At 66.4% G+C, this 23,740-nt stretch carries 13 protein-coding genes; 9 read left to right on the forward strand and 4 right to left on the reverse strand.

Features of this window, described 5'->3' with window-relative positions:
* From K883_RS19590 to K883_RS19625, 8 genes are all read left to right on the forward strand, one after another.
* Positions 1-1,201 (forward strand): thioesterase domain-containing protein (locus K883_RS19590; protein ID WP_036455738.1); only part of this gene is annotated, 1,201 nt, incomplete at its 5' end.
* Positions 1,201-2,709, forward strand: a complete 1,509-nt coding sequence (locus K883_RS19595) for an MFS transporter (protein WP_085976443.1) — start codon at positions 1,201-1,203, stop codon at positions 2,707-2,709. The genes K883_RS19590 and K883_RS19595, both read left to right, overlap by 1 nt.
* A 377-nt stretch (positions 2,710-3,086) precedes the next feature.
* A complete protein-coding gene (gene pks2 / locus K883_RS19600) occupies positions 3,087-9,437 on the forward strand; it encodes a sulfolipid-1 biosynthesis phthioceranic/hydroxyphthioceranic acid synthase (protein WP_020822408.1) in 6,351 nt (2,116 codons plus the stop codon).
* An 18-nt stretch (positions 9,438-9,455) separates the two neighbouring features.
* Positions 9,456-10,754 (forward strand): cytochrome P450, encoded by a 1,299-nt coding sequence (locus tag K883_RS19605; protein WP_020822409.1) that lies wholly within the window; start codon positions 9,456-9,458, stop codon positions 10,752-10,754.
* Positions 10,751-11,089, forward strand: a complete 339-nt coding sequence (locus K883_RS19610; RefSeq protein WP_172417511.1) for a hemophore-related protein — start codon at positions 10,751-10,753, stop codon at positions 11,087-11,089. Before K883_RS19605 ends, K883_RS19610 begins: the two co-directional genes overlap by 4 nt.
* 48 nt (positions 11,090-11,137) lie before the next feature.
* Positions 11,138-11,905, forward strand: coding sequence for a siderophore-interacting protein (locus K883_RS19615; RefSeq protein ID WP_179945107.1), 768 nt, complete (start codon positions 11,138-11,140; stop codon positions 11,903-11,905).
* Between the two features lie 2 nt (positions 11,906-11,907).
* Positions 11,908-13,647 carry an AMP-binding protein gene (locus tag K883_RS19620; protein WP_036455744.1) on the forward strand — a complete coding sequence of 580 codons (1,740 nt, stop codon included), beginning with the start codon at positions 11,908-11,910 and terminating at the stop codon, positions 13,645-13,647.
* A gap of 810 nt (positions 13,648-14,457) precedes the next feature.
* Positions 14,458-15,336, forward strand: coding sequence for an SDR family oxidoreductase (locus K883_RS19625; protein WP_020822413.1), 879 nt, complete (start codon positions 14,458-14,460; stop codon positions 15,334-15,336).
* On the opposite strand, the gene K883_RS19630 is transcribed toward K883_RS19625, so the two are convergent.
* Both K883_RS19630 and K883_RS19635 read right to left on the reverse strand, forming a co-directional pair.
* The gene (locus K883_RS19630) at positions 15,333-16,778 is read right to left on the reverse strand and encodes an amino acid permease (protein WP_020822414.1); all 1,446 of its coding nucleotides are present in this window, start codon (positions 16,776-16,778) and stop codon (positions 15,333-15,335) included. The genes K883_RS19625 and K883_RS19630 overlap by 4 nt on opposite strands.
* 75 nt (positions 16,779-16,853) lie before the next feature.
* Positions 16,854-17,756, reverse strand: a complete 903-nt coding sequence (locus K883_RS19635) for a PAC2 family protein (RefSeq protein ID WP_014380025.1) — start codon at positions 17,754-17,756, stop codon at positions 16,854-16,856.
* Between the two features lie 479 nt (positions 17,757-18,235).
* Between K883_RS19635 and metH the strand changes: the two genes are divergently transcribed.
* The gene (gene metH, locus K883_RS19640) at positions 18,236-22,030 is read left to right on the forward strand and encodes a methionine synthase (RefSeq protein ID WP_020822415.1); all 3,795 of its coding nucleotides are present in this window, start codon (positions 18,236-18,238) and stop codon (positions 22,028-22,030) included.
* Between the two features lie 247 nt (positions 22,031-22,277).
* On the opposite strand, the gene K883_RS19645 is transcribed toward metH, so the two are convergent.
* Together K883_RS19645 and K883_RS19650 are read right to left on the reverse strand one after the other, a co-directional pair.
* A complete protein-coding gene (locus K883_RS19645) occupies positions 22,278-23,045 on the reverse strand; it encodes a mannan-binding family protein (protein WP_014711532.1) in 768 nt (255 codons plus the stop codon).
* On the reverse strand, positions 23,042-23,716 hold the full coding sequence (locus K883_RS19650; protein WP_020822416.1) for a tetratricopeptide repeat protein: 675 nt from the start codon (positions 23,714-23,716) through the stop codon (positions 23,042-23,044). Before K883_RS19650 ends, K883_RS19645 begins: the two co-directional genes overlap by 4 nt.
* Between the last annotated feature and the right edge of the window lie 24 nt (positions 23,717-23,740).

The raw sequence follows: 23,740 nt of genomic DNA on the forward strand, positions 1-23,740 counted from the left end.
TGTCACTGGCGCCGTTGACCCGGCCGATGTTCGGGCCCGGCTGGGTCAGCGGCTGCCGGCCTACATGGTCCCGGCGGCGGTGGTGGTGATCGACGCGCTGCCGTTGACGGTCAACGGCAAACTGGACACCCGGGCCCTTCCGGCACCCGAGTACTGCGAGGGCGATCGCTACCGCGCGCCGGCCACGCCCACCGAGGAGATCGTGGCCGGCATCTACGCCCAGGTGCTCGGGCTCGAGCGCGTCGGGGTCGACGACTCCTTCTTCGATCTGGGCGGGGATTCCCTGTCGGCCATGCGGGTCATCGCCGCCATCAACAAATCCCTGGACGCCGGCCTCGTGGTGCGCACGTTGTTCCACGCGCCGTCCGTCAGGAGCTTGAGCCGGGAATTGGGCCAAGACGCCGGCGAGGTGGAAGTCGTGCCCGTCGAGTTCCTCAAGGAGGGCACCGGTATTCCGCTGTTCTGCATCCATCCCGCGAGCGGGCTGAGCTGGCCGTATCACGCCCTCGGAAATTACCTGGACTGCCCGATCATCGGAATTCAGCAAGCCCCGCAAAACGGCGAGGCCGAACCCGCGTCAATCCGCGACATGGCGAAAAACTATGCCGACCGGATTCAGGGGGTCGATCCGACCGGACCCTACAACCTTCTCGGCTGGTCTTTCGGAGGCGTCGTCGCCCATGAAATCGCCATCGAGCTTCAGCGACGCGGATGCTCGATCGCACGCCTGATCCTTCTCGACGCCCTCCTGACCGTCCCGAACAGCGACGTCCTCAACAGCGATGTGTTGGTCGAGAAGGCGCTGGAAGAAGTTTTGCGGTTCTGCCGCATCGACATTCCCGATGAGCCGCTCACCTACGAGCTGGCAGAAGAACTACTCCGCGAACGAGGAATCGTCGAATTGGCTCGATACAAGCCGCTCCTCGATTCGATCGTCCGCAACGACGACACGAATCTGGCGTTGGCCCGAGACCATGAACCAGGGGTTTTCAACGGTGACGTGGACGTTTTCGCTGCCGTGGAGGATGACGACGACCAGAATTCGTCTCCGCTGCAGAGTTGGCGACCTCACATTACTGGCGAAATCCATTGCTACGCGGTCGATTCCAGGCATCAAGAAATGCTGAATACAGAATCGCTCATCCAGTATGGCCAACAACTCAAAGTTCTATTAGAACTCGAAGGTGCGCGCACAGAATGATGGCCGTCAAACCGAGCGCGCCGCGCCCCGCGAAGAGGCGCCTTCCGCCTTTGCTGCGGTCTCGCCCGTTCGTCGCCGTCGTTGTCGCGATCGGCGGCATGCAACTGATGGTGGCGATGGACGGCCCCGTCGCGATCTTCGCGCTGCCCAGGATCCAGAACGAGCTGGGCTTGTCGGATGCCGGGCGGAGCTGGGTGATTACCGCCTACATGCTGACCTTCGGTGGCCTGATGCTGCTGGGTGGCCGCCTGGGTGACACCATCGGCCGCAAGCGCGCTTTCATCGTCGGGGTCGCGCTGTTCACTTTCGCCTCGACCTTGTGCGGCATCGCCTGGGACGGGGGGACCCTGATAACGGCGCGGCTGCTGCACGGCGCGGCTTCCGCGATCATGGCGCCGACCAATTTGGCGCTGATAGCGACCACGTTCCCGAGGGGATCGGCACGCAACGTCGCAACAGGGGTGTTCGGCGCGATGTCCGGTCTCGGCGGGGTGCTGGGCCTGGTGGTGGGCGGCGCGCTGACCGACGTGTCGTGGCGGCTGGCGTTTTTGGTGAACGTGCCGATCGGGCTGGCGGTGATCTGCCTGGCCGTCATCATGCTGCAGGAAACCCAGAAGGAGCGGATGAAGCTCGACGCCACCGGGGCCGCGCTGGCCACGTTGAGCTGTACCGCCGCGGTGTTCGGCCTGTCGATGGGCCCGGAGCACGGGTGGCAGTCGGCCATCACGATCGGTTCGGGCCTGGTGGCCCTGGCCGCCCTCGTGGCGTTCGTCGTGGCGGAGCGCACCGCCGAGAACCCCATCGTGCCGTTCGGCCTGTTCTTCGACCGCAACCGGCTGGCCGCGTTCGCGGCCATGTTCCTCGGCGGTGGCGTGCTGTTCAGCCTGACCGTGCTGGTCGGCATGTATGTGCAGACCGTCATGGGCTACAGCCCGCTGCGCGCTGGTGTCGCCTTCATCCCGTTCGGCATCGGGGTGGCCATCGGGGTCGGCGCGGCGTCGAAGCTGGTGATGTGGTTCCCGCCGCGGGTGGTGGTGCTCGCCAGCAGCGGCCTGATTCTGATCGCAACGCTGTACGGCGCGACACTCAACGCCGGGATCCCGTACTTCCCGAACCTGCTTGTGCCGCTCAGCATCGGCGCCCTTGGTATCGGCGCGATCTTCGTCCCGCTCACGCTGTCGGTGATCGCCAGCGTCGGCTCCGACCGGATCGGGCCCACCTCGGCGATTGCCGTGATGCTGCAGACCTTGGGCGGACCGCTGGTGCTGGTCATCATCCAGGCCGCCATCACATCGCACACGCTGCGGCTGGGCGGCACCCTGGGTCCGGTGAAGTCCATGAACGCCGCGCAGTTGCATGCACTGGACCGCGGCTACACCTACGGCCTGTTGTGGCTGGCCGGGGTCGTCGTGCTGCTCGGCGCGGTGGCGCTGCTGATCGGGTACACGGCAGCGCAGGTGGCCCGCGCGCAGGAAGTCAGGAAAGCCGTCGACGCGGGGGAGATCTAGCTCGTCGCTGCCACGGCCGAAGTGTGCGGCGTCGACGAAAAATGCTGTTGCAGACCGTGATCCGCGCAGCGATCCGGTTTCTGGTGGAGTATTGTCCGCCGCCGACGCAGCCACCACTCTGTTGGCTCGCGTCGACCACTCTATGTGCGGGTCCTGACTACGCTACCGACTTGATAAGCCTGACAACGGGATTGCAAAACCACAACGCTCTGAATCATGCACCTTGTCGAGCCGTTCCGGGCGATGCCCTACAGCGCTCGCAACAGCTGCGCACCGATGTGTTCGGCCCTTGCCCACGCGAGATTTGGAGGACCGGTGAGTATCAATCCGTTCGACGACGACCCTGGCAGCCAACTCAGTTGCTGTGAGGGCGCGAAATGACTACCTACCCGATCGACGACGTCATGCAGCGCTCGCCGTCGACCGACTCGCCCCCGATCGGCGCCACACCTGTCACTCCCATTGCTGTGATCGGCATGGCGTGCCGGCTACCGGGAGGCATCGATTCCCCGGAGCAGTTGTGGGAGGCGTTGCTGCGCGGCGACGACCTGGTTACCGAGATCCCGCCCGACCGCTGGGACGCCGACGAATACTACGATCCCGAGCCGGGTGTGCCGGGCCGGTCGGTCTCGCGGTGGGGCGCATTCATCGACGACGTCGCCGGCTTCGATCCCGAGTTCTTCGGGATCAACGAGCGGGAAGCGACCGCGATGGATCCGCAACACCGGATACTTCTGGAAACCTCGTGGGAGGCCATGGAACACGCCGGTCTTACGCGGGAGCGGATCGCCGACTCGCGCACCGGCGTGTTCATGGGATTGACGCATGGTGACTACCAACTGCTGGCCGCCGACGCGCACTCCGTCGAGGGGGCATACGGCTTTTCCGGCAGCAACTTCAGCCTGGCCTCCGGGCGCATCGCCTACGCCCTGGGGGTTCACGGTCCCGCATTGACCGTGGACACCGCCTGTTCCTCCGGCCTGACCGCGATCCACCTGGCTTGCCGCAGCCTGCACGAGCGCGAAAGCGACCTCGCCCTTGCCGGCGGCGCCACGCTGGCGTTGGACCCGCGGAAGTTCGCCGCGGGGTCGGCCGAGGGCATGCTGTCGCCGACCGGGCGCTGCCACGCCTTCGACGTCGCGGCCGACGGGTTCGTGGGCGGCGAGGGCAGCGTCATGCTCTTACTCAAGCGGCTTTCCGACGCGCTGCGCGATGGCGACCGGATTCTGGCCGTCGTGCGGGGGACCGCCGCCAATCAGGACGGTCACACCGTGAATATCGCCACCCCGTCGAAGACCGCGCAGACCGCGGTGTATCAGGCGGCGTTGGCCGCCGCGGGTGTCGACGCCCGAACGGTTGCCATGGTCGAGGCCCACGGGCCCGGCACCCCGGTGGGTGACCCGATCGAATATGCCAGCCTGGCCGACATTTACGGCGTCGAGGGGCCCTGCGCGCTGGCGTCGGTGAAGACCAACTTCGGCCATGCGCAGGCGGCCTCCGGAGCGCTCGGGATGATGAAGGCGATCCTCGCGCTGCAACACGGTGTGGTTCCCCGGAATCTGCATTTCACCCGGCTGCCCGATGACCTGGCCAAGATCGATACGAAACTCTTTGTGCCCCTTGAGACTACGCCGTGGACTACCAACGGGGACCACCCACGACGGGCGGCGGTCTCGTCGTACGGCCTGTCGGGAACCAACGTGCACGCCATCGTGGAACAAGCACCCGAACAAGCCCTGAAAACCGTTGTATCCCAGTCTGAATCGTCGACGACGGAACCGATGATATTCCCGCTGTCGTCCACCTCGGCCGATGAACTGCGCCGCACGGCCGGCCGGCTGGCCGGCTGGGTGCGAGCACACGACGATCTGGCGTTGCCCGACCTGGCCTACACCCTGGCGCGTCGGCGCGCCCACCGCCCGGTACGCACCGCGGTCATCGCGGATAGCCGGCCCGGGCTCGTCGTGGCTCTGCGCGAGGTCGCCGACGGCGATGCTCCGTATCAGCCCGCGGTCGGACAGGACGACCGCGGGCCGGTTTGGGTGTTCTCCGGGCAGGGTTCGCAATGGGCGGCGATGGGCGCAGACCTGCTGGCGACCGAACCGGTGTTTGCCGCCACCGTCGCGGAGGTCGAACCGCTGATCGCGCGGGAGTCCGGATTCTCGGTGATCGCAGCCATGTCGGCGCCGCAGACCGTGGCCGGTCAAGACCGTGTCCAGCCGACCCTGTTCGCCATGCAGGTCGCGCTGGCGGCCACGATGAAGGCATATGGAGTGCGCCCGGGCGCGGTGATCGGGCACTCCCTCGGCGAGGCCGCGGCAGCTGTCGTCGCGGGTGCGATGTCGCTGGAAGATGGGGCGCGGGTGATCTGCCGCCGCTCGCGGCTGATGTCCCGCATCGCCGGTGCGGGTGCCACAGCATCGGTGGAATTGCCCGCCCAGCAAGTGCTTTCGGAGCTGACGGCGCGTGGCGTCAACGACGTCGTGGTGGCGGTGGTGGCCTCGCCGCAGTCCACCGTGATTGCCGGTGCCGCCCAAACGGTTCGCGACCTGGTCGCGGCCTGGGAGCAGCGCGATGTGATGGCCCGCGAGGTCCCCACGGACGTCGCCTTTCATTCGCCTCAAGTCGATCCGATCATGGACGAGCTGACCGCGATGCTCGCAGAGATCAGACCGATGACACCGGAGGTTCCGTACTACTCGGCGACCCTGTTCGACCCGCGCGAGCAGCCCGTGTGCGACGCCCGCTATTGGGCGAACAACATGCGCCGTATGGTGCGGTTCGCCACGGCCGTGCAGGCCGCTTTGGAGGACGGCTTCCGGGTCTTTGCCGAGCTGGCGCCGCACCCGCTACTTACCCGCGCTCTCGAGCAGACCGCGCGCGGTCGGGAGATGCCGATGGCCGCTCTGGCCGGGATGCGCCGTCAACAATCGCTTCCCTACGGGCTGCGTGGTTTTGTGGCGGATCTACACAGCGCGGGCGCCGCGGTCGATTTCTCCGTGCTCTACCCGAGTGGGCGGCTGGTGGACGCGCCGCTGCCGACCTGGACGCACCGCCGGCTGTGGTTGAGCGGCGGCGGCCAGGAATCCCCGACACACGGCGGCTGCACCGTTTCCGTGCATCCACTGCTGGGTTCGCACGTGCACTTGCAGGAGGAGCCCGAGCGCCACGTGTGGCAGGCCGAGGTCGGCACCGCCGCGCAGCCGTGGCTCGCCGACCACCAGATCCGCAATGTGGTTGTGCTCCCGGGAGCCGCGTACTGCGAGATGGCGTTGGCCGCCGCGCGCACCGTGCTGGGCGAGACGGCCGAGGTTCGCGACATCCGGTTCGAGCAGGCGCTCCTGCTGGATGAGCAGACCACGATCGGCGCCTTGGCGTCGTTGTCCTCACCGGGCGTCGTCGAGTTCACCGTCGAGTCGAATCGGGGCGGCGAACAGGCGCGGCATGCCGCCGCAATCCTCCGTGCCGCAGAGGATGACCGGCCGCCCGCGTACGACATGTGCGCGCTCCTCGCCGCGCATACGGGTAGCGATGATGGCGACGAGGTGCGCGCGCGCATGGACCGACGTGGCGTTCAGTACGGTCCCGCATTCGCCGGTCTGGGTGTCGTCCACACCGGCAAAGAGGCGCCCGGCACCGTCCTGGCCGAGGTGGCGCTGCCCCGCCAAATCCGCTCGCAACAGGCTCTTTACGGCGTACACCCCGCATTGCTGGATGCCTGTTTCCAGTCCGTTGAAGCTCATCCGGACGTCCGGGCCCTGGGCGACGGCGCGCTGGGGTTGGTGTTGGGTATTCGTCGACTCCGCGCCTACGGCGCCGCCCGCAACGCCCACTACTGCTACACACGGGTGACCAAGGCCGACACTTCCGGGGTCGAGGCGGACATCGACGTGCTCGACGAGCACGGGGCAGTCCTGCTCACCGTGCAGGGCCTGCGGGTGGGCACCAGCGCATCCGAGAGCGGCAACAAAGATCGGGTGCTGGCCGAGCGGCTGCTGACCGTCGAATGGCGGCAACGCGAATTGCCGGAGCCGGACCACACCGACGCCGGAAGCTGGCTTTTGCTCGGCACTTCCGCCACCGCGGACGTGGCCGCCAGCTCGCTCGCCGACGCGTTGAAAAACCACGGGATGCAGTGCACGACCATGTCCTGGCCGCGGCACGCCGACCACAGCTCCACCGTGGGTCAGCTCGGAAATCATCTGCGTACCGGTGGATTCGCCGCAGTGGTGATCCTCACCGGGCCGGACAACGGTGAATCCGACGAGCAGTGTGCGCTTTTGGGTCGGGACTACGTGCGACATCTGGCGCGCATTGCCCGCGAGCTGGTGGACGTTCCCGGCGAACCGCCGCGCTTGTACGTCGTCACCCGCAACGCCCAAACGGTGGTGTCCAACGACGAGCCCGACCTCGCGCAGGCCGGGCTGCGGGGCCTGGTCCGGGTAATCGGCATGGAACACCCGCATCTGGGCGCCAGTCTGATCGATGTGGACGAAACCACCGACGCCGAGCAGCTGGCACGGCAACTGCTCGCCGGTTCGGACGAGGACGAGACCGCCTGGCGAAATGGCGCGTGGTACACCGCGCGGTTGTGCCCCGCTCCGCTGCTCTCCGAGGAGCGGAAAACCGCCGTCGCCAACCACGAGTCCGACGGGATGCGGCTGCAGATCCGTACGCCCGGCGACCTGGAGTCACTCGAACTCGTTGCCTGCGACCGCGTTCCACCGGGACCCGGAGAGATCGAGGTCGCCGTCAGCGCGTCCAGCATCAACTTCGCCGACGTCCTCGTCGCGTTCGGCCGTTATCCGGCCTTCGAGGGCCGGCTGCCTGCGCTGGGCACCGACTTCGCCGGCGTGGTGACGGCGGTCGGACCGGGCGTGACCGGCCACCGGGTGGGGGATCATGTCGGCGGCCTGAGCGCCAACGGTTGTTGGGGTACGTTCCTCACCTGCGACGCGCGCCTGGCCGTCACGCTGCCGCCCGGCCTGGCCGACGACCAGGCGGCGGCGGTCACCACCGCGCACGCCACCGCCTATTACGGCCTGCATGAGCTGGCCCGAATCAAAGCCGGCGAGCGGGTGCTGATCCACTCCGCGACGGGTGGGGTTGGACAGGCGGCAATCGCCATCGCCCGGGCCGCGAAGGCCGAGATCTTCGCCACCGCGGGCAGCGAGCAACGCCGACAATTATTGCGCGACATGGGTATTGAGCATGTCTACGACTCGCGAAGCGTGGAGTTCGCCGACCTGATACGGCGCGACACCGACGGCTATGGCGTGGACATCGTGCTCAACTCGGTCGTCGGCGCCGCCCAGCGCGCGGGCGTCGAATTGCTGGCGTTCGGTGGCCGATTCGTCGAAATCGGCAAACGCGACATCTATGGTGACACCCGGTTGGGGCTCTTCCCGTTCCGGCGAAACCTGACGTTCTACGCCCTCGACCTGGCGTTGATGTCATTCAGCCACCCGGACAGGTTGCGAGACCTGCTGAACACGGTGTACCGGCTCACCGCGGACGGCTCGTTGCCGATGCCGCAGAGCACGCACTACCCACTTGCCGACGCCGCCACCGCGATTCGGGTGATGAGCGGCGCGCAGCACACCGGCAAACTCGTGCTCGATGTCCCGCGCACGGGCCGCAGCCGCGTGATGGTGCCGCCCGCGCAGGTCGGGGTCTTCCGCAGCGACGGGGCTTACATCGTCACCGGTGGGCTGGGAGGCTTGGGGCTGTTCCTGGCCGAGAAGATGGCTACTCCCGGTTCGGGAGCCGGTTGCGGGCGTATCGTGCTGTCCTCGCGCTCGCAACCAACTCCCGAGGCGCTGGAGATGATCGAGCGCATCCGCGCGATCGGTGCCGACGTCGTGGTCGACTGCGGCGACATCACCGAGGCCGAGACGGCCCGGCGATTGGTGGCCACGGCAACCGCCACCGGGCTTCCGGTGCGCGGTGTGCTGCACCTGGCGGCTGTGATCGAGGACGCCACGCTGACCAATATCACCGACGAGCTCATCGAGCGTGACTGGGCACCAAAGGTTTACGGTGCATGGAATTTGCACACCGCGGCCGCTTCGCAGCCATTGGACTGGTTCTGCTCGTTCTCCTCGGCCGCCGCGCTGGTCGGCTCGCCCGGTCAGGGCGCCTACGCCGCCGCCAACAGCTGGCTGGACGCCTTCACCCGCTGGCGCCGGGCTCGAGGTCTGCCGGCCACCGCGATCGCGTGGGGCGCCTGGGCGCAGATAGGACGCGCCACCGCCTTGGCCGACCGCGCCGACGCTGCTATAGCTCCCGACGAAGGCGCTTATGCATTGGAAGCGCTGCTGCGCCATGACCGCGCCTGCACCGGCTACGCCCCGATAACGGCCACACCGTGGTTGGCCGCTTTCGCCCAACGCAGCCCCTTCGCCGAAGCGTTCCGCTCCAACGGGCAAAGCGCCACGGGCACAAGCAGACTGCGTGCCGAGCTCGAAGAGCTAACCCTCGACGAGTGGCCCACCCGGCTGCGGCGATTGATCTCCGACCAGGTCAGTCTGATCCTGCGTCGCAACATCGACCCCGACCGTCCGCTGTCCGAGTACGGACTCGACTCGCTGGGCGGCCTCGAACTACTTACCCGCATCCAGACCGAAACGGGCATACGCGTGACGCCCGCCGACATCGCCCGCATTGGCACCATTCGCGGTCTGGCGGAACTGCTGTGCGCAAAGCTGGCGCCCGCGGACGCGGCGTGAGGCGGAAAGGATTTCATCATGGCTTCCGATCACATGGTCACAGGAAAGTCCGCTCCGAGCGGACCCGAGCACCTCGACTTCTTCACCGACAAGGCGCTCGTCGACGACCCCTACGACTACTACGACGCGATCCGTCGTTGCCCGGTATGGCGTGAGCCGGCGCACGGTGTGGTGATGGTGTCGGGGTACGACGAGGCCCTCGCGGTGCAACGCGACACCGAGCAGGCCCTGTCGGTATGCAACATCGTCAGCGGGCCATGGTCGGGGATTCCGACCAAAACCGACAGCGACGACATCTCGGACGTGATCGAGCGGCACCGCAAGAAGGTTACGTTCGGCGACTACTTCATCACGTTCGATCCACCGAAGCACACCGCGCACCGCTCGCTGTTGAGCCGGTTGTTCACGCCGAAACAGCTCAAGAACAACGAGGACTTCCTGTGGCGCCTTGCCGATGAACAACTCAACCGCTTCGTCGCAAAGGGTAAGTGCGAGATCGTCTTCGACTACAACTTCCCGTTCACGCTCGACGCGATCACCGACCTGCTGGACGTACCAGAGTCCGATCGAGAGCGATTCCGCCACGCAGCGAGGGCCAGCAGGCTCGAAGGCGACCGCAGCGGTTTCGTCGGCGTGAAAGAGGAGTGGTTCGTGGAGTACATCGAGGAACGGCGGCGCAATCCGCGCGACGACGTCCTCACCGAGCTTGCGTTGGCAAAGTTTCCCGACGGCACGACCCCCGACGCGATAGACGTCGCCCGCGTTGCCACCTTCATGTATGCCGCGGGCCACGGCACGACGATCGACCTGCTGAGTCTCTCGATGCTCACGTTGGCGGAGCGACCGGACTTGCAAGAGCAGCTGCGCGAGGACAATTCAAAGATTCCCGCCTTCATCGAGGAGATGCTGCGCATCGAGAGCCCGATCAAATCGAACTTCCGCCTGGCCCGGCGTAGCACCAGGATCGGCGACGTCGATGTGCGAGCCGGTACCAGCATTCTGGTGATGAACGGTGCGGCAAACCGCGATCCCCGGCGGTTCGACGATCCCGACGAATTCCGCCTCGGCCGCCCGAACATACTGCATCACATGGCATTCGGCCGTGGTGTTCACACGTGCCCGGGCGCGCCCATCGCCCGCGCCGAAGTGCGGGTGAGCCTGGAACGAATCCTGGCTCGGATGCGCGACATTCGGCTTTCCGAGGCCAAGCACGGTCCCCCGGGCGCTCGCCGGCTCGACTGGGACCGCACCCTGTTGTTCAGGCGCCTCAAGGAATTGCACCTCGAGTTCACACCCGTTCAGGAGGTATCCAATTGACCACGCAATCGTTGACCCGAGTGGCTGTCGGCGTTTGCGCGCTCGCAGTGTCGTTGACCGCCGGTGCCGGTCTTGCGTCCGCCGATCGGGACCTGAGTCCGTTCGTCAACACCACCTGCAATTACGGACAGGTGATATCGGCGCTGCAGGCGGCGGATCCGCAAGCCGCCGCACAATTCAACTCTTCGCCGGAGAGCGTCGCCTTCCTGCGTCAGTTCCTCGCGTCCCCGCCGGGTCAACGCCAGCAGATGGCCCAGATGCTGGCCGGCCAGCCGGGGGCCGACCAGCAGTTTGAACTCGTCCAGCGCGTCTTCGGCACCTGCAACAACTACTGAGCCGACCGGCACCTACCGTCGACCACCGAAAGCGTTTTGGAGTTCTTTGTGGCCACCCTCATCGATCGTTTCCCACTGATCAGCACGCTGCGAGACGCTGTCTTCCTCTCCGCGACGGTCAGCGAGATCGAAAGTCTGACACCAAGAATGCGCCGCATCCGGTTCAGCGGCCCGCGGCTGCAGGGACTGACCTGGACGCCGGGTCAGCAGGTCCGGCTGCAGGTCGCGAACCTGCGTGATTCCGTTGTGCGGCTGCGCCCGTACCCGGTGCTCCGCACGTATTCCATCTACGCCGTCGACCCCGACCTCGGTGCGCTCGACATCGTGATGGTCGACCACGACGGCGATCCGAAGAACGCGACGCCCGCCCGACGCTGGGCGACGGCCACCTCCGTCGGAGACCAGGCCCAGTTCACCCGTCCCCAGGGCAAATTCGTCATCCGCCGCGACGCGCCCTACCACGTGTTCGCCGGCGAAGAAACCGCGTCGGTCGCGTTCGCCGCGATGCTGCGCTCTCTGCACCCGTCCGCCGAGGTTTACGGCGTGGTCGAGGCCGCGACCGACACCGACCACCTTCCCCTCGTCACCCCCCTGACCCGGGTCGAGCGCGGTGACGCCCCGGCGGCGGACTCCGCCGTGCTCGCCGATGCCCTACGTAGCCTCCCGCTGCCCGCCTATCCCGGCGTCGCCTACCTCGCCGGCGAGGCCCGCACCATACAAACCTTGCGCAAGATCCTGACCACCGAACGTGGCTGGGATCGACGCCAGATATGCACCAAACCCTTTTGGACCCCCGGCCGAGCCGGCATGGAGTGATCATGGTTGAGACGTCCATTTCGAACCTGCTGTGTGAACGAGCCAGCTTGCAGCCCAACGACACGGCGTTCACCTTCATTGACTACGAGCAGGACTGGAACGGAATGGCCGAAAGCCTGACGTGGTCGCAGCTGCAGCGGCGAACGGTGAACCTTGCCCGGCAGCTTCACGATTGCGGGTCGACGGGTGACCGCGCCGTCATCATGGCCCCGCAGGGCCTCGACTACGTCGTGGCGTTTCTCGGCACACTGCAGGCGGGGCGGGTCGCGGTTCCGCTTTCGGTTCCGCTGGGTGGCGTCAGCGATGAGCGCGTCAGTTCGGTGCTGCGCGATGCGTCACCGGCTGTCGTCCTCACCACGTCCGCCGCTGCGGAAACCGTTGCGAACTATGTCAAGTCGGAGTCCGGCGGGCCCGTGCCGTCGGTGGTTGAGGTCGACCTGCTGGGCCTGGACGCCCGCACAGGATCCGGCACCGGGAGCGAGAATCACGCAGATCTGGCGTATTTGCAGTACACGTCCGGGTCGACCCGTCAGCCCGCCGGGGTCATGGTCTCGCATCGGAACCTGCTGGCCAATTTCGGGCAGGTGATGTCCGACTTTTGTGTGGAGTACGGCGGCGTCGCTCCACCCGATACGACCATCGTGTCGTGGCTGCCGTTTTACCACGACATGGGCTTGGTACTGGGGGTGTGCGCACCGGTCCTGGGCGGTATTCGCACGGTGCTGATGAGTCCGGTGTCGTTCCTGCAGCGACCGGCCCGATGGATGCAATTGCTGGCCAAGGAAAGTCACGCATTTTCCGCGTCGCCGAACTTCGCTTTCGAATTGGCGGCCCGCAAAACCTCAGACGAGGACATGGCCGGACTGGATCTCGGGGACGTACTGGTCATCCTCAGTGGTAGCGAACGGGTGCATCCGGCGACCTTGCGGCGTTTCACCGGGCGGTTCACGCGCTTCAATCTGCCCGACAAAGCGGTGCGGCCCGCCTATGGGCTCGCGGAGGCAACGGTGTACGCGTTGACCCGCACACCGGCGCAACCACCCAAAATCGCCCACTTCGACTCCGAGAAGCTGGCCACCGGGATTGCGCAGCAGTGCGAAAGTTCAACCGGCACACCACTGGTCAGCTACGGGGCGCCGCGGTCTCCGATGATTCGCGTCGTTGATCCCGACACCAGGATTGAGTGCCCCCAGGGAACGGTCGGTGAGATCTGGGTGCATGGCGACAACGTCGCCATGGGCTATTGGCTAAAGCCCCAGGAAACCGAAACCACCTTCGGCGGTCGGCTTGTCGCTCCGTCGGCCGGCGCACCGGAAGCGCCGTGGTTGCGAACGGGGGACTCGGGATTCTTCTTCGACGGCGAGCTGTTCATCATCGGCCGCATCAAGGATCTGCTGATCGTCTACGGGCGTAACCACTCGCCCGACGACATTGAAGCGACGGTCCAGGAGATCACCCGGGGCCGGTGCGCGGCGATTGCGGTTCCGCATCAGGGCATGGAAAAGCTCGTCGTGATCGCCGAAGTCAGGAACAGGGCCGCGTCCCGCGACGAGGCAGTGGACACGCTCGCCGTCGTGGAGCGTGACGTCACCTCCGCGGTCTCCCACTCGCACGGCGTCGGCGTCGCGGATCTGGTTGTGGTGGCACCCGGGTCGATACCGATCACAACCAGTGGCAAGGTGCGGCGCTCGGCGTGCGTCGAGCAGTATCGGCAAGGTCAGTTCGCCCGCTTGAACGCGTAGGGGACCACCCACGCCGCCGAAACAGCGTTGATCGCCTTTTTTCTCCGTCTTTTAGCCGGCGAATTTGGTTACGCCCGTCATTACGCGACGTTCTTCTTTGTCGCTGCATTCCACGTCTTTCCCACCGGGCGCCAGCAGAATAGGTTGCTGCCCTGACGATGCCAGAGATAGGTGTCCACGTCACCGAAGCTGGCATGGGACACAAATTTCCACACGGGTAGATTCGATGGAGTCGATTTTCTGTGCATCATCCCTCCCGTCAATTACTGAAGCCGACTAGGCCGAGGGTGGATGCGTTGTTAAATCCGGCGCGCGGTGGCTGGGTTGGCGGGGCCACCGCGCGCCGGTGGCTTATCGGATATGGCCGAATTCGACTTCTACATGGGTCACTGGCGGTCGGGCAGAGCTGTCGACTGTCATCCCGTGGCCCCCGCCGACATGCGCAACTGCGTGTCATGCCCGGAGCCTACGGTCGGCATTGGTGTCGGCGGGCACGGTGCGAACGAAATAGAGTAGTGGGGGCCGCAAGTTAGCGTAGTGTTTACACAGACTCATCGATCCGCAAAGAGTGGGCGGAGATAACCATCGCCCCGCGACATTTTATGAGACGCGCGCTAAATACCGACCGCTTTCTGTAATCAATTTCGTGGACGCTAATTCCATTCGTGCATAATTCGTCCGCCTGGTGATCCACGGCAGAGCCTCGATCGACCGATCAGCGTCCTCGGCCCGTGCCGCCGAGGCCGATGCCGACCGTCCCGCGCCGGCGGCCGCAGTCATTCGGGTCCACCGCGCGGTACGTTGTCGGCCATGACATTGCTGCGGGACCAAGTCGTTTTCATCACCGGCGGCGCCCGGGGGATCGGCGCCGAGGTCGCGCGCCGGCTGGCCGCCGAGGGCGCCAAGCTCGTCCTCACCGATCTCAACGAGGCCGACCTGACGGCGCTCGCCGGCGAGCTCGGCGAGGACCGGGTGCTGACCGCCGTGGCCGACGTGCGCGACCTGTCGGCGATGCAGGCGGCCGCCACCCGCGCCGTCGAGCGGTTCGGCGGCATCGACGTCGTCGTGGCCAACGCCGGCATCATGAGTTACGGGTCGGTGACCCAAGTCGACCCCGAGGCGTTCAAGCGGGTCCTCGACATCAACGTGCTCGGCGTCTTTCACACGGTCCGCGCCGCCTTGCCCGCCCTGATCGAGCGCCGCGGCTACGTGTTGATCGTCTCCTCGCTGGCCGCCTACACGGCCTGCCCCGGGCTGGCGCCGTACAACGCCTCCAAGGCCGCCGTCGAGATGCTCGCCAATGCGCTGCGGCTGGAGGTGGCCCGCCACGGCGTGCACGTCGGCTCGGCGCACATGTCCTGGATCGACACCGCGCTGGTCCGCGACACCCAAACCGACCTGTCCGCGTTCAACCAACTGCTGGCCAGCTTCCCGTGGCCGCTGAACAAGACGACGACCGTCGACAAATGCGCCGCCGCGTTCGTCAAGGGCATCCGGCGCCGGCGCACCCGCGTCTACTGCCCGCGCTGGGTGGCCCTGTTCCGGTGGGTCAAGCCGGTGTTGTCCAGCGCGGTCGGCGAAGCGCCCCTGCACAAATCGACCGCCGAGCTGTTACCCCAACTGGACGCCCAGGTCGCGGCGCTCGGCCGTTCCACCAGCGCCTATAACCAGGGACTTGGCAAGTCCTAGCCGGTCTGGGTCGCGCGCTGCGACGCGATGGCCGCCACCCGGTTGCGCACCAGGAGCCACCCGGCGCTCAGCGCCGGGATGACCACCACGACCGTGGCGATGGTCCAGGTGCCGGTCTGTTTGTCGAAGGCCATCATGACCAGGACGCCGGCCAAGAACGCCAGGGTGAGATAGCCCGAATAGGGCGCCCACGGCATGCGAAACCGCGGCCGCTGCAACAGCCCGGCCTTGGCCATCCGGTAGGCGCGCAGCTGACAAAGCACAATGGTCGCCCAGCACGCGATGATGCCCGGCGCCACGATGTTGAGCACGATCTCGAAGGCTTCGCCGGGATTGACCGCGTTCAGGGCAATGCCGAACAGGCAGATGGCGGCCGCCATCGTGATGCCGACGTAGGGCACCCCGTTCTTGGACATCCGGGTCGCGAACCCGGGGGCGCTGCCGCTTGCGGCCATCGAGTGCATGATGCGGCCGGTGGAATACAGCCCCGCATTCAGGCTCGACAGGGCCGCGGTGAGCACCACCACGTTCATCACGTCCCCGGCGCCGTGGAAGCCGATCGTGGAAAAGAAAGTGACAAAAGGACTTTCGGTGGCCTTGTAGGAGGTGTACGGCAGCAGCAACGCCAGCAGCGCGACCGACCCGACGTAGAAGATCGCGATGCGAGCGATCACCGAATTGATCGCGCGCGGCATGACCTTTTCCGGCTCCGCGGTCTCCCCGGCGGCCGTGCCTACCAATTCGACGGCGGCATAGGCGAATACCACGCCCGAGGTGGTCAGCAGCATCGCCAGCACGCCGGAGGGGAACATGCCCCCGTGGTCGGCCCACACGCTCAGTCCGGTGCTGTGGCCGTCGATCCGATAGCGCCCCGCCAGGAAGACGATGCCCACGACCAAGAAGGCGATGAGGGCGAAAACCTTGATCAGGGCCGCCCAGAACTCCAGCTCACCGAACCATTCCACCGAGATCAGGTTCATCGACAGCACGACGATGAGGGCCAGTAGCGCCAACACCCACTGGGGGATCGATTCGAAGGTCGTCCACCGCCGCAGGTACGTGGCGATCGCGGTGGTGTCGACGATGGCCGTCATCGACCACCCCAGGAAATACATCCAGCCGATCGCGTAAGCGGCCTTCTCGCCGAAGAATTCGCGCGCGTACGACACGAACGAGCCCGACGACGGGCGATGCAGGACCAGCTCGCCCAGCGCCCGCAGGATGAGAAAGACGAAGACCCCGCACACGGCGTACACCAGGAACATCCCGGGGCCGCCCTTGGCCAGCCGACCGCCCGCGCCCAGGAACAGCCCGGAGCCGATCGCGCCGCCGATGCCGATCATCTGCACTTGCCGGGGCTTGAGGCCCTTGCGGTAGCCGGCGTCTTCGCCGAAGTCGCCGGCTCCTGGGTTGGGGTTGCCGTCAGCGGGCAACGAGGGCATGAAGCGTCCAATCGGTGGGTGCGAAGCGATGTTTCCGTAGTTGATCGGTCGCCGGCAAGTTCGGCGACCGCGCCATTAACGCCCGAAGCCGGGGCGGCGACGGCGCAGGTAGCGCTCGAACTCGGCGGCCAGGGCGTCGCCGTCGATCTTGCCCAGCGCGTCGTTCATGTCGACCTCGGCGTCGCCGCGCTGTTCCAGCGACTGCACGTATTCGGCGAGATCCTCGTCCTCGGCGGTCATCTCGGTGACCGCCTGCTCCCATTCCTCGGCGTCGGTCGGCAAGTCCGCCAGCGGAACCTCGATGTCGAGCACGTCTTCGACGCGGCGCAGCAGCGCTACCGTCGCCTTCGGGTTCGGCGGCTGCGACACGTAATGCGGCACGGCCGCCCAGAACGTCACCGCCGGGATCCCGGCGGCCACGCAGGCGTCCTGAAACACCCCGGCGATGCCGGTGGGCCCCTCGTAGCGGCTCTCCTCAAGGCCGAAGCGCTTCGCCGACTCGGGGGAGTAGGCCGCGCCCGAGACCGGAACCGGCCGGGTGTGCGGGGTGTCGGCCAGCAGGGCGCCCAGGATCACCACGGTGTCCACGTTGAGCTTGTCCGCGATGGCCACCAACTCCGCGCAGAAGGTGCGCCAGCGCATGTTGGGTTCGACCCCGTGCATCAGCACGACATCGCGATCACTGCCCGGGGGTCGGCAGTGCGAGATCCGCATCGCCGGCCACACCAGCTCGCGGGTCACGCCGTCCACCTGCCGGATCACCGGGCGATTCACCTGGTAGTCGTAGTACGCCTCGTCGTCGATCTCCAAGATGGGGTCGGCTTCCCAGATGGCCTCGAGGTGTTCGAGCGCGTCGCTGGCCGCGTCGCCGGCGTCGTTCCAGCCCTCGAATGCGGCCACGACGATGGTCTGATGCAGTTCGGGCAGAGCGGCCTTACCACTAGGGAGGCCAAAGGGAGGGCCATCGGGCGGGGTCACAGAATTAGCGTACGGCCTTCCGCGCGACGACGATGCGGACCGCGCGCGGTTCGATGAGGAGTCGGGCAATTGGATCTAGCCCCCATCTTCGGGGCGCGGTGGCGGTGAATTGGCGCCCGCCGAGCGTTTTACCGGGGGCTTTACATAGGCCGACTATTCTTATGGCGTGACTGCCGCTGACGAAGGCCGTGCCGTGGACTTTGTACTGGACGATCGCCACAACGGCGTCGCCGCGGTCAAGGCGAAATACGGCCGGCTGCAATCTCGTTAACCTTGGTAACTACTCCATTGCCGACAAGACCCGCGCGCTGGCGAGCCGGGGCAGCGCGGGTCGGGTCGAGCCAGGGCGTCCGGGCGTCGGGTGACGACGTAGACTTTTCTGGTCGAGAGGCGTTGCAACGGTTTCTGGAGGGGGCCTGGTCCCCTGCCGGTCTCCGCCACGCTCGGCAGAGTCAAGGACGCCTTCCGCTACGGAAGGAATGCACATGACCGCCGTTGAGACGAAGACTTCCGCGACGAATACTTCCGCGTCTGATGCCTTCGCGCCGAACATCCGCCCCGACTGCACCGACGAACTGACGGCCGCCCTGCGCCAGCGGATCATGGTGATCGACGGCGCGATGGGCACGGCGATCCAGCGGGACCGGCCGGACGAGGCCGGCTACCGCGGCGATCGGTTCACGGAATGGCCGACCGCCCTGCAAGGCAACAACGACCTGCTCAACCTGACGCAACCGCAGATCATCGAGGGGATTCACCGCGAGTACCTCGAGGCGGGCGCCGACATCCTGGAAACCAACACGTTCAACGCGAACGCCATCTCGCTCTCCGACTACGACATGGCCGACCTGGCCTACGAGCTCAACTACGCCGGCGCCGCCCTGGCCCGCAAGGCGGCCGACGAGTACAGCACGCGTGAGAAGCCCCGCTACGTGGCCGGCGCAATCGGGCCGACGACGCGGACCGCGTCGATCTCGCCCGACGTCAACGACCCCGGCGCCCGCAACGTCTCCTACGACCAGCTGGTTGCCGCCTACCTGGAAGCCGCCAACGGCCTGGTCGACGGCGGCGCCGACCTCCTCATCATCGAGACGATCTTCGACTCGCTGAACGCCAAGGCGGCCGTGTTCGCCGTCGAGACGCTGTTCGAGGACCGCGGACGCCGCTGGCCGGTGATCATCTCGGGCACCATCACCGATGCCTCCGGGCGGACGCTGTCCGGTCAGGTCACCGAAGCATTCTGGAACGCGATCAGGCACGCGAAGCCGATCGCGGTCGGCCTCAACTGCGCCCTGGGCGCGCCGGAGATGAGGCCCTACATCGCCGAGATGTCGCGGATCGCGGACACCTTCGTCTCGTGCTACCCGAACGCCGGCCTACCCAACGCCTTCGGCGAGTACGACGAGACCCCGGAACGTCAGGCCGGTTACATCGCCGACTTCGCCGAGGCGGGCCTGGTCAACCTGGTCGGCGGGTGCTGCGGAACGGCGCCGCCGCACATCGCCGAGATCGCCAAGGTCGTCGAGGGCAAACCGCCGCGCGAGGTGCCGAAGATCGAGGTGGCCACCCGTCTGTCGGGCCTGGAGCCGCTCAACATCACCGACGATTCCCTGTTCGTGAACATCGGTGAGCGCACCAACATCACCGGTTCCGCCCGGTTCCGCAACCTGATCAAGGCCGAGGACTACGACACCGCGCTGTCGGTGGCCCTGCAGCAGGTCGAGGTCGGTGCGCAGGTCATCGACATCAACATGGACGAAGGCATGATCGACGGCGTCGCCGCGATGGACCGGTTCACCAAGCTGATCGCGGCCGAGCCGGACATCAGCCGCGTTCCGGTGATGATCGACTCCTCCAAGTGGGAGGTCATCGAGGCCGGCCTGAAGAACGTGCAGGGCAAGCCGATCGTCAACTCGATCTCCATGAAGGAGGGCGAGGAGAAATTCATCCGTGAGGCGCGCCTGTGCCGCAAGTACGGCGCCGCCGTCGTCGTGATGGCCTTCGACGAGCAGGGTCAGGCCGACAACCTGGAGCGCCGCAAGGAGATCTGCGGGCGCGCGTACCGGATCCTGACCGAGGAGGTCGGCTTCCCGCCCGAGGACATCATCTTCGACCCGAACTGCTTCGCGCTGGCGACCGGAATCGAGGAGCACGCGACGTACGGGATCGACTTCATCGAAGCCTGCGCCTGGATCAAGGAGAACCTTCCCGGGGTGCACATCTCCGGCGGCATCTCGAACGTGTCGTTCTCGTTCCGTGGCAACAACCCCGTGCGCGAGGCGATCCACGCCGTGTTCCTGTTCCACGCCATCAAGGCCGGCCTGGACATGGGCATCGTCAACGCCGGCGCGCTGGTGCCCTACGACTCGATCGACCCCGAGCTGCGCGACCGCATCGAGGACGTCGTCCTGAACCGCCGCGAGGACGCGGCCGAACGGCTGCTCGAGATCGCCGAACGGTTCAACAAGTCAGAGAAATCCGAAGACCCCGCCGCGGCCGAATGGCGCAGCCTTCCGGTCCGCGAGCGGATCACCCACGCTTTGGTCAAGGGCATCGACGCCCACGTCGACGACGACACCGAGGAATTGCGGGCCGAGATCGCCGCCGCCGGGGGCCGCCCGATCGAGGTGATCGAGGGCCCGCTGATGGACGGCATGAACGTCGTCGGTGACCTGTTCGGCTCGGGCAAGATGTTTTTGCCCCAGGTGGTGAAGTCGGCCCGGGTGATGAAGAAGGCCGTGGCGTACCTGCTGCCGTTCATCGAGGCGGAGAAGCAACAGAACGGTACGGCAGCGGCGAAGGACACCAACGGCACGATCGTGATGGCGACCGTCAAGGGCGACGTCCACGACATCGGCAAGAACATCGTCGGGGTCGTCTTGCAGTGCAACAACTTCGAAGTGATCGACCTTGGGGTGATGGTGCCCGCCGAGAAGATCCTGGCCGCGGCCAGGGAGCACGACGCCGACATCATCGGGCTGTCCGGGTTGATCACCCCGTCTCTGGATGAGATGTCCAACTTCGCCGTCGAGATGGAACGTGAAGGCCTCGAGATCCCGCTGCTCATTGGCGGCGCGACCACCTCACGCGCTCACACAGCCGTGAAGATATCGCCGCGCCGGTCCGGTCCGGTGGTGTGGGTCAAGGACGCGTCCCGCTCGGTGCCGGTCGCCGCGGCCCTCCTCGATGACAAGCAGCGGCCGGGCCTGCTGGAAGCCACCGAGAAGGACTACGCATCGCTGCGCGAGCGGCACGCTCAGAAGAACGAGCGCCCGATGCTCACGCTGGAGAAGGCCCGCGCCAACCGGACGCCGATCGAGTGGGACGGCTACACGCCGCCGGTGCCCGCCCAGGGCCTCGGGGTGCGGGAGTTCAAGGAGTACGACCTCGCCGAGTTGCGCGAGTACATCGACTGGCAGCCGTTCTTCAACGCCTGGGAGATGAAGGGCCGCTTCCCCGATATCCTCAACAACCCGGCCACCGGCGAGGCCGCCCGCAAGCTGTACGACGATGCGCAGGAGATGCTCGACACCCTGATCAAGGAGAAGTGGCTGACCGCCAACGCGGTGATCGGGTTCTTCCCCGCAAACGCGGTCGGCTCGGGTATCGAAGACATCGAGGTCTACACCGACGACACCCGCACCGAGGTGCTGACCACGCTGCACCACCTGCGTCAGCAGGGGGAGCACCGGGAGGGCATCCCGAACCGGTCGCTAAGCGACTACATCGCGCCCAAGGACACCGGCCTGGCCGACTACATCGGCGCGTTCGCCGTCACCGCCGGGCTCGGCAGCGGTGAAAAGATCGCGGAGTTCAAGGCGGCCCTCGACGACTACAGCGCGATCCTGCTGGAGTCGCTCGCCGACCGGCTGGCCGAGGCGTTCGCCGAACGGATGCACCAGCGGGTCCGCAAGGAGTTCTGGGGATTCAAGCCCGACGAGCACTTGGACAACGACGCACTCATCGCCGAGAAGTACCAGGGGATCCGCCCCGCCCCGGGCTACCCGGCGTGCCCGGAGCACACCGAGAAGGCGACGCTGTGGAAGTTGATGGACGTCCACGAGCGCACCGGCATCGAGCTCACCGAGTCGATGGCGATGTGGCCCGGCGCGGCCGTCAGCGGCTGGTATTTCTCGCACCCGCAGTCGCAGTACTTCGTGGTCGGCCGGATGGCCCAGGACCAGGTCGCCGACTACGCGAGGCGCAAGGGCTGGACCCTGAAGGAAGGTGAGCGCTGGCTCAGCTCCAACCTCGCCTACAACCCGGAGGACTGAGCTCCGGCGCCTTCGTGCCGCGGTCCGCGAAGCCGAGTACGTCAACGTCTGACGCGCGGCGCGCCCGGCGGGCTCGGACTGTGGCCAGAGTCCGGCCGCAATGGCATCACACCTTTTGCCCGCCTCCGAGCGACAACGCCCGCCTCCATCTGAGGTTGTCGCTCGGAGGTGGGCACGTCGGCAGTACCCCGGTCCAGATACTCCTGTGACTGGCGGTATGCCTGTGGCGCAACGACTTACACGGGGCTCATATGCGCAGCACGGAACTGAGCGCCGACAGCGGGATGTGCGCCTGCACCGTGCCGCCGTCCATGTACCACTGCATGACACCGGGTGTGAAGTTGATCGGGCTGTCGTGGCCGACCGGGTAGTCCGGCATGTAGAGGATCAACTCGTCGGGGGTCACCGCCCAGGCCTTGTACGCCCCGGAATAGACCTTGTCCGGGGTCCAGCGGTCGACGGTGAAGGGGTAGCTGCCGGGGTCGTGCGGCGGCGGCGCCTGATCGAGCGCGGTTTGGACAAACGGTTGAGCCAGTGGGGGAATGGCGGTCAGCGGGTCTGACGTCGTCAGGTCCGCCAGCTGCACCCGCCTGCCGCTCGACATGTCAAACGTGAAGGTCCGATAGGCGTTGTTGGACTGGGGGCCATCGGCGTGATAGTCCTCGTGAAACACCGCGCTGAGCAGGTTGGCGTGCCGGAAGACTTCGAAGTTCTCCTCGCCGTAGCTGTCGGCGGCCATGCTGGAGTTGGCGTTTCGCCAGTTGTTGACCAGGGTGTGCAGGTAGTCGCGGATCACCGGTCCTGTGGTCGGATTGTCGACCAGGTCCTCGGGCACCGCGACCTTGATGTCGCGCACGGCGTTGCGTTCCGAGGTGACCGAGGTGTGGCAGTACTGGCCGTCCCAGTTCCCGCCGAGCTCGCCGCAGAACGACGGCGCCGAGGCGTGCGCACGGGCGGTGGTGGGAAGCGTTGCGGCGGCGACCAATACGAGTGCCGCGATGAGCCGGCGCGTCACAGCAGCTGCACCTTGCTTGCCCGCCAGCGGCCGTCGACCTTTTCCATGGTCATCTTGATCCTGCTGCGGTCGATGCGGGGATCGGGTGCGGCCGTGTTGGTGACGGTCTGGTCGATGAACACCAGCACGACGACCTTGTTCATGGATTCGGACTGGATGGCCGAGTCCACCACCACCCCATGCGCGGTCGCCTTGTTGTCGATCAGCAGCTGCCGAAGTTTCACGCTGGACTGGGTGTACATGTCCTTGAATTCGCCGGTCGCGCCGTCGAGCACCTGCCGGAAGTTCTCGTCGACCTTGTTCGAGTCGATGCTCGTCAGCACCTGCGCGTAGGCGATCGCCGCCTGCTGGGCCTGTTCGCCGGCCAGCTTGACCCGATGGTCCTGCCACTGCCGCCATCCCAGGAATCCCGAAACGGCAAGCGAGGCAACAAGTAACAGCGGCAGGATGCTGCGGCGCAGATATTGCTTCAGATCCTGTTTCCGAGGCCACTTGCGGCGCTCGGCGTCGGGACGCTTGCGCGTGAGCAGACCGCCCTCGTCGTGATCCTCGGCCTCGTCGGCGGTCACGTCGTCGACATCGTCGGACACGTCTTGCGTCGATTCGGCGTCCGGCTCCGTCTTGACGGCCTCGGATTTCGGATTCTTTTGGGAGGTCACGATCACGGTCATCTCCTAGGATCGGCGCGGACGGTT

It is taken from the genome of Mycobacterium sp. TKK-01-0059 (genome assembly GCF_000709305.1).
In the GTDB taxonomy this organism is placed as follows: domain Bacteria; phylum Actinomycetota; class Actinomycetes; order Mycobacteriales; family Mycobacteriaceae; genus Mycobacterium; species Mycobacterium intracellulare.

Coding starts and splice junctions, on each gene's coding strand:
- metH (WP_020822415.1), top strand. CDS start 18,236: ATGCACATGACCGCCGTTGAGACGAAGACTTCCGCGACGAATACTTCC.
- K883_RS19620 (WP_036455744.1), top strand. CDS start 11,908: ATGGTTGAGACGTCCATTTCGAACCTGCTGTGTGAACGAGCCAGCTTG.
- K883_RS19630 (WP_020822414.1), bottom strand. CDS start 16,778: ATGCCCTCGTTGCCCGCTGACGGCAACCCCAACCCAGGAGCCGGCGAC.
- K883_RS19650 (WP_020822416.1), bottom strand. CDS start 23,716: ATGACCGTGATCGTGACCTCCCAAAAGAATCCGAAATCCGAGGCCGTC.
- pks2 (WP_020822408.1), top strand. CDS start 3,087: ATGACTACCTACCCGATCGACGACGTCATGCAGCGCTCGCCGTCGACC.
- K883_RS19625 (WP_020822413.1), top strand. CDS start 14,458: ATGACATTGCTGCGGGACCAAGTCGTTTTCATCACCGGCGGCGCCCGG.
- K883_RS19595 (WP_085976443.1), top strand. CDS start 1,201: ATGGCCGTCAAACCGAGCGCGCCGCGCCCCGCGAAGAGGCGCCTTCCG.
- K883_RS19605 (WP_020822409.1), top strand. CDS start 9,456: ATGGCTTCCGATCACATGGTCACAGGAAAGTCCGCTCCGAGCGGACCC.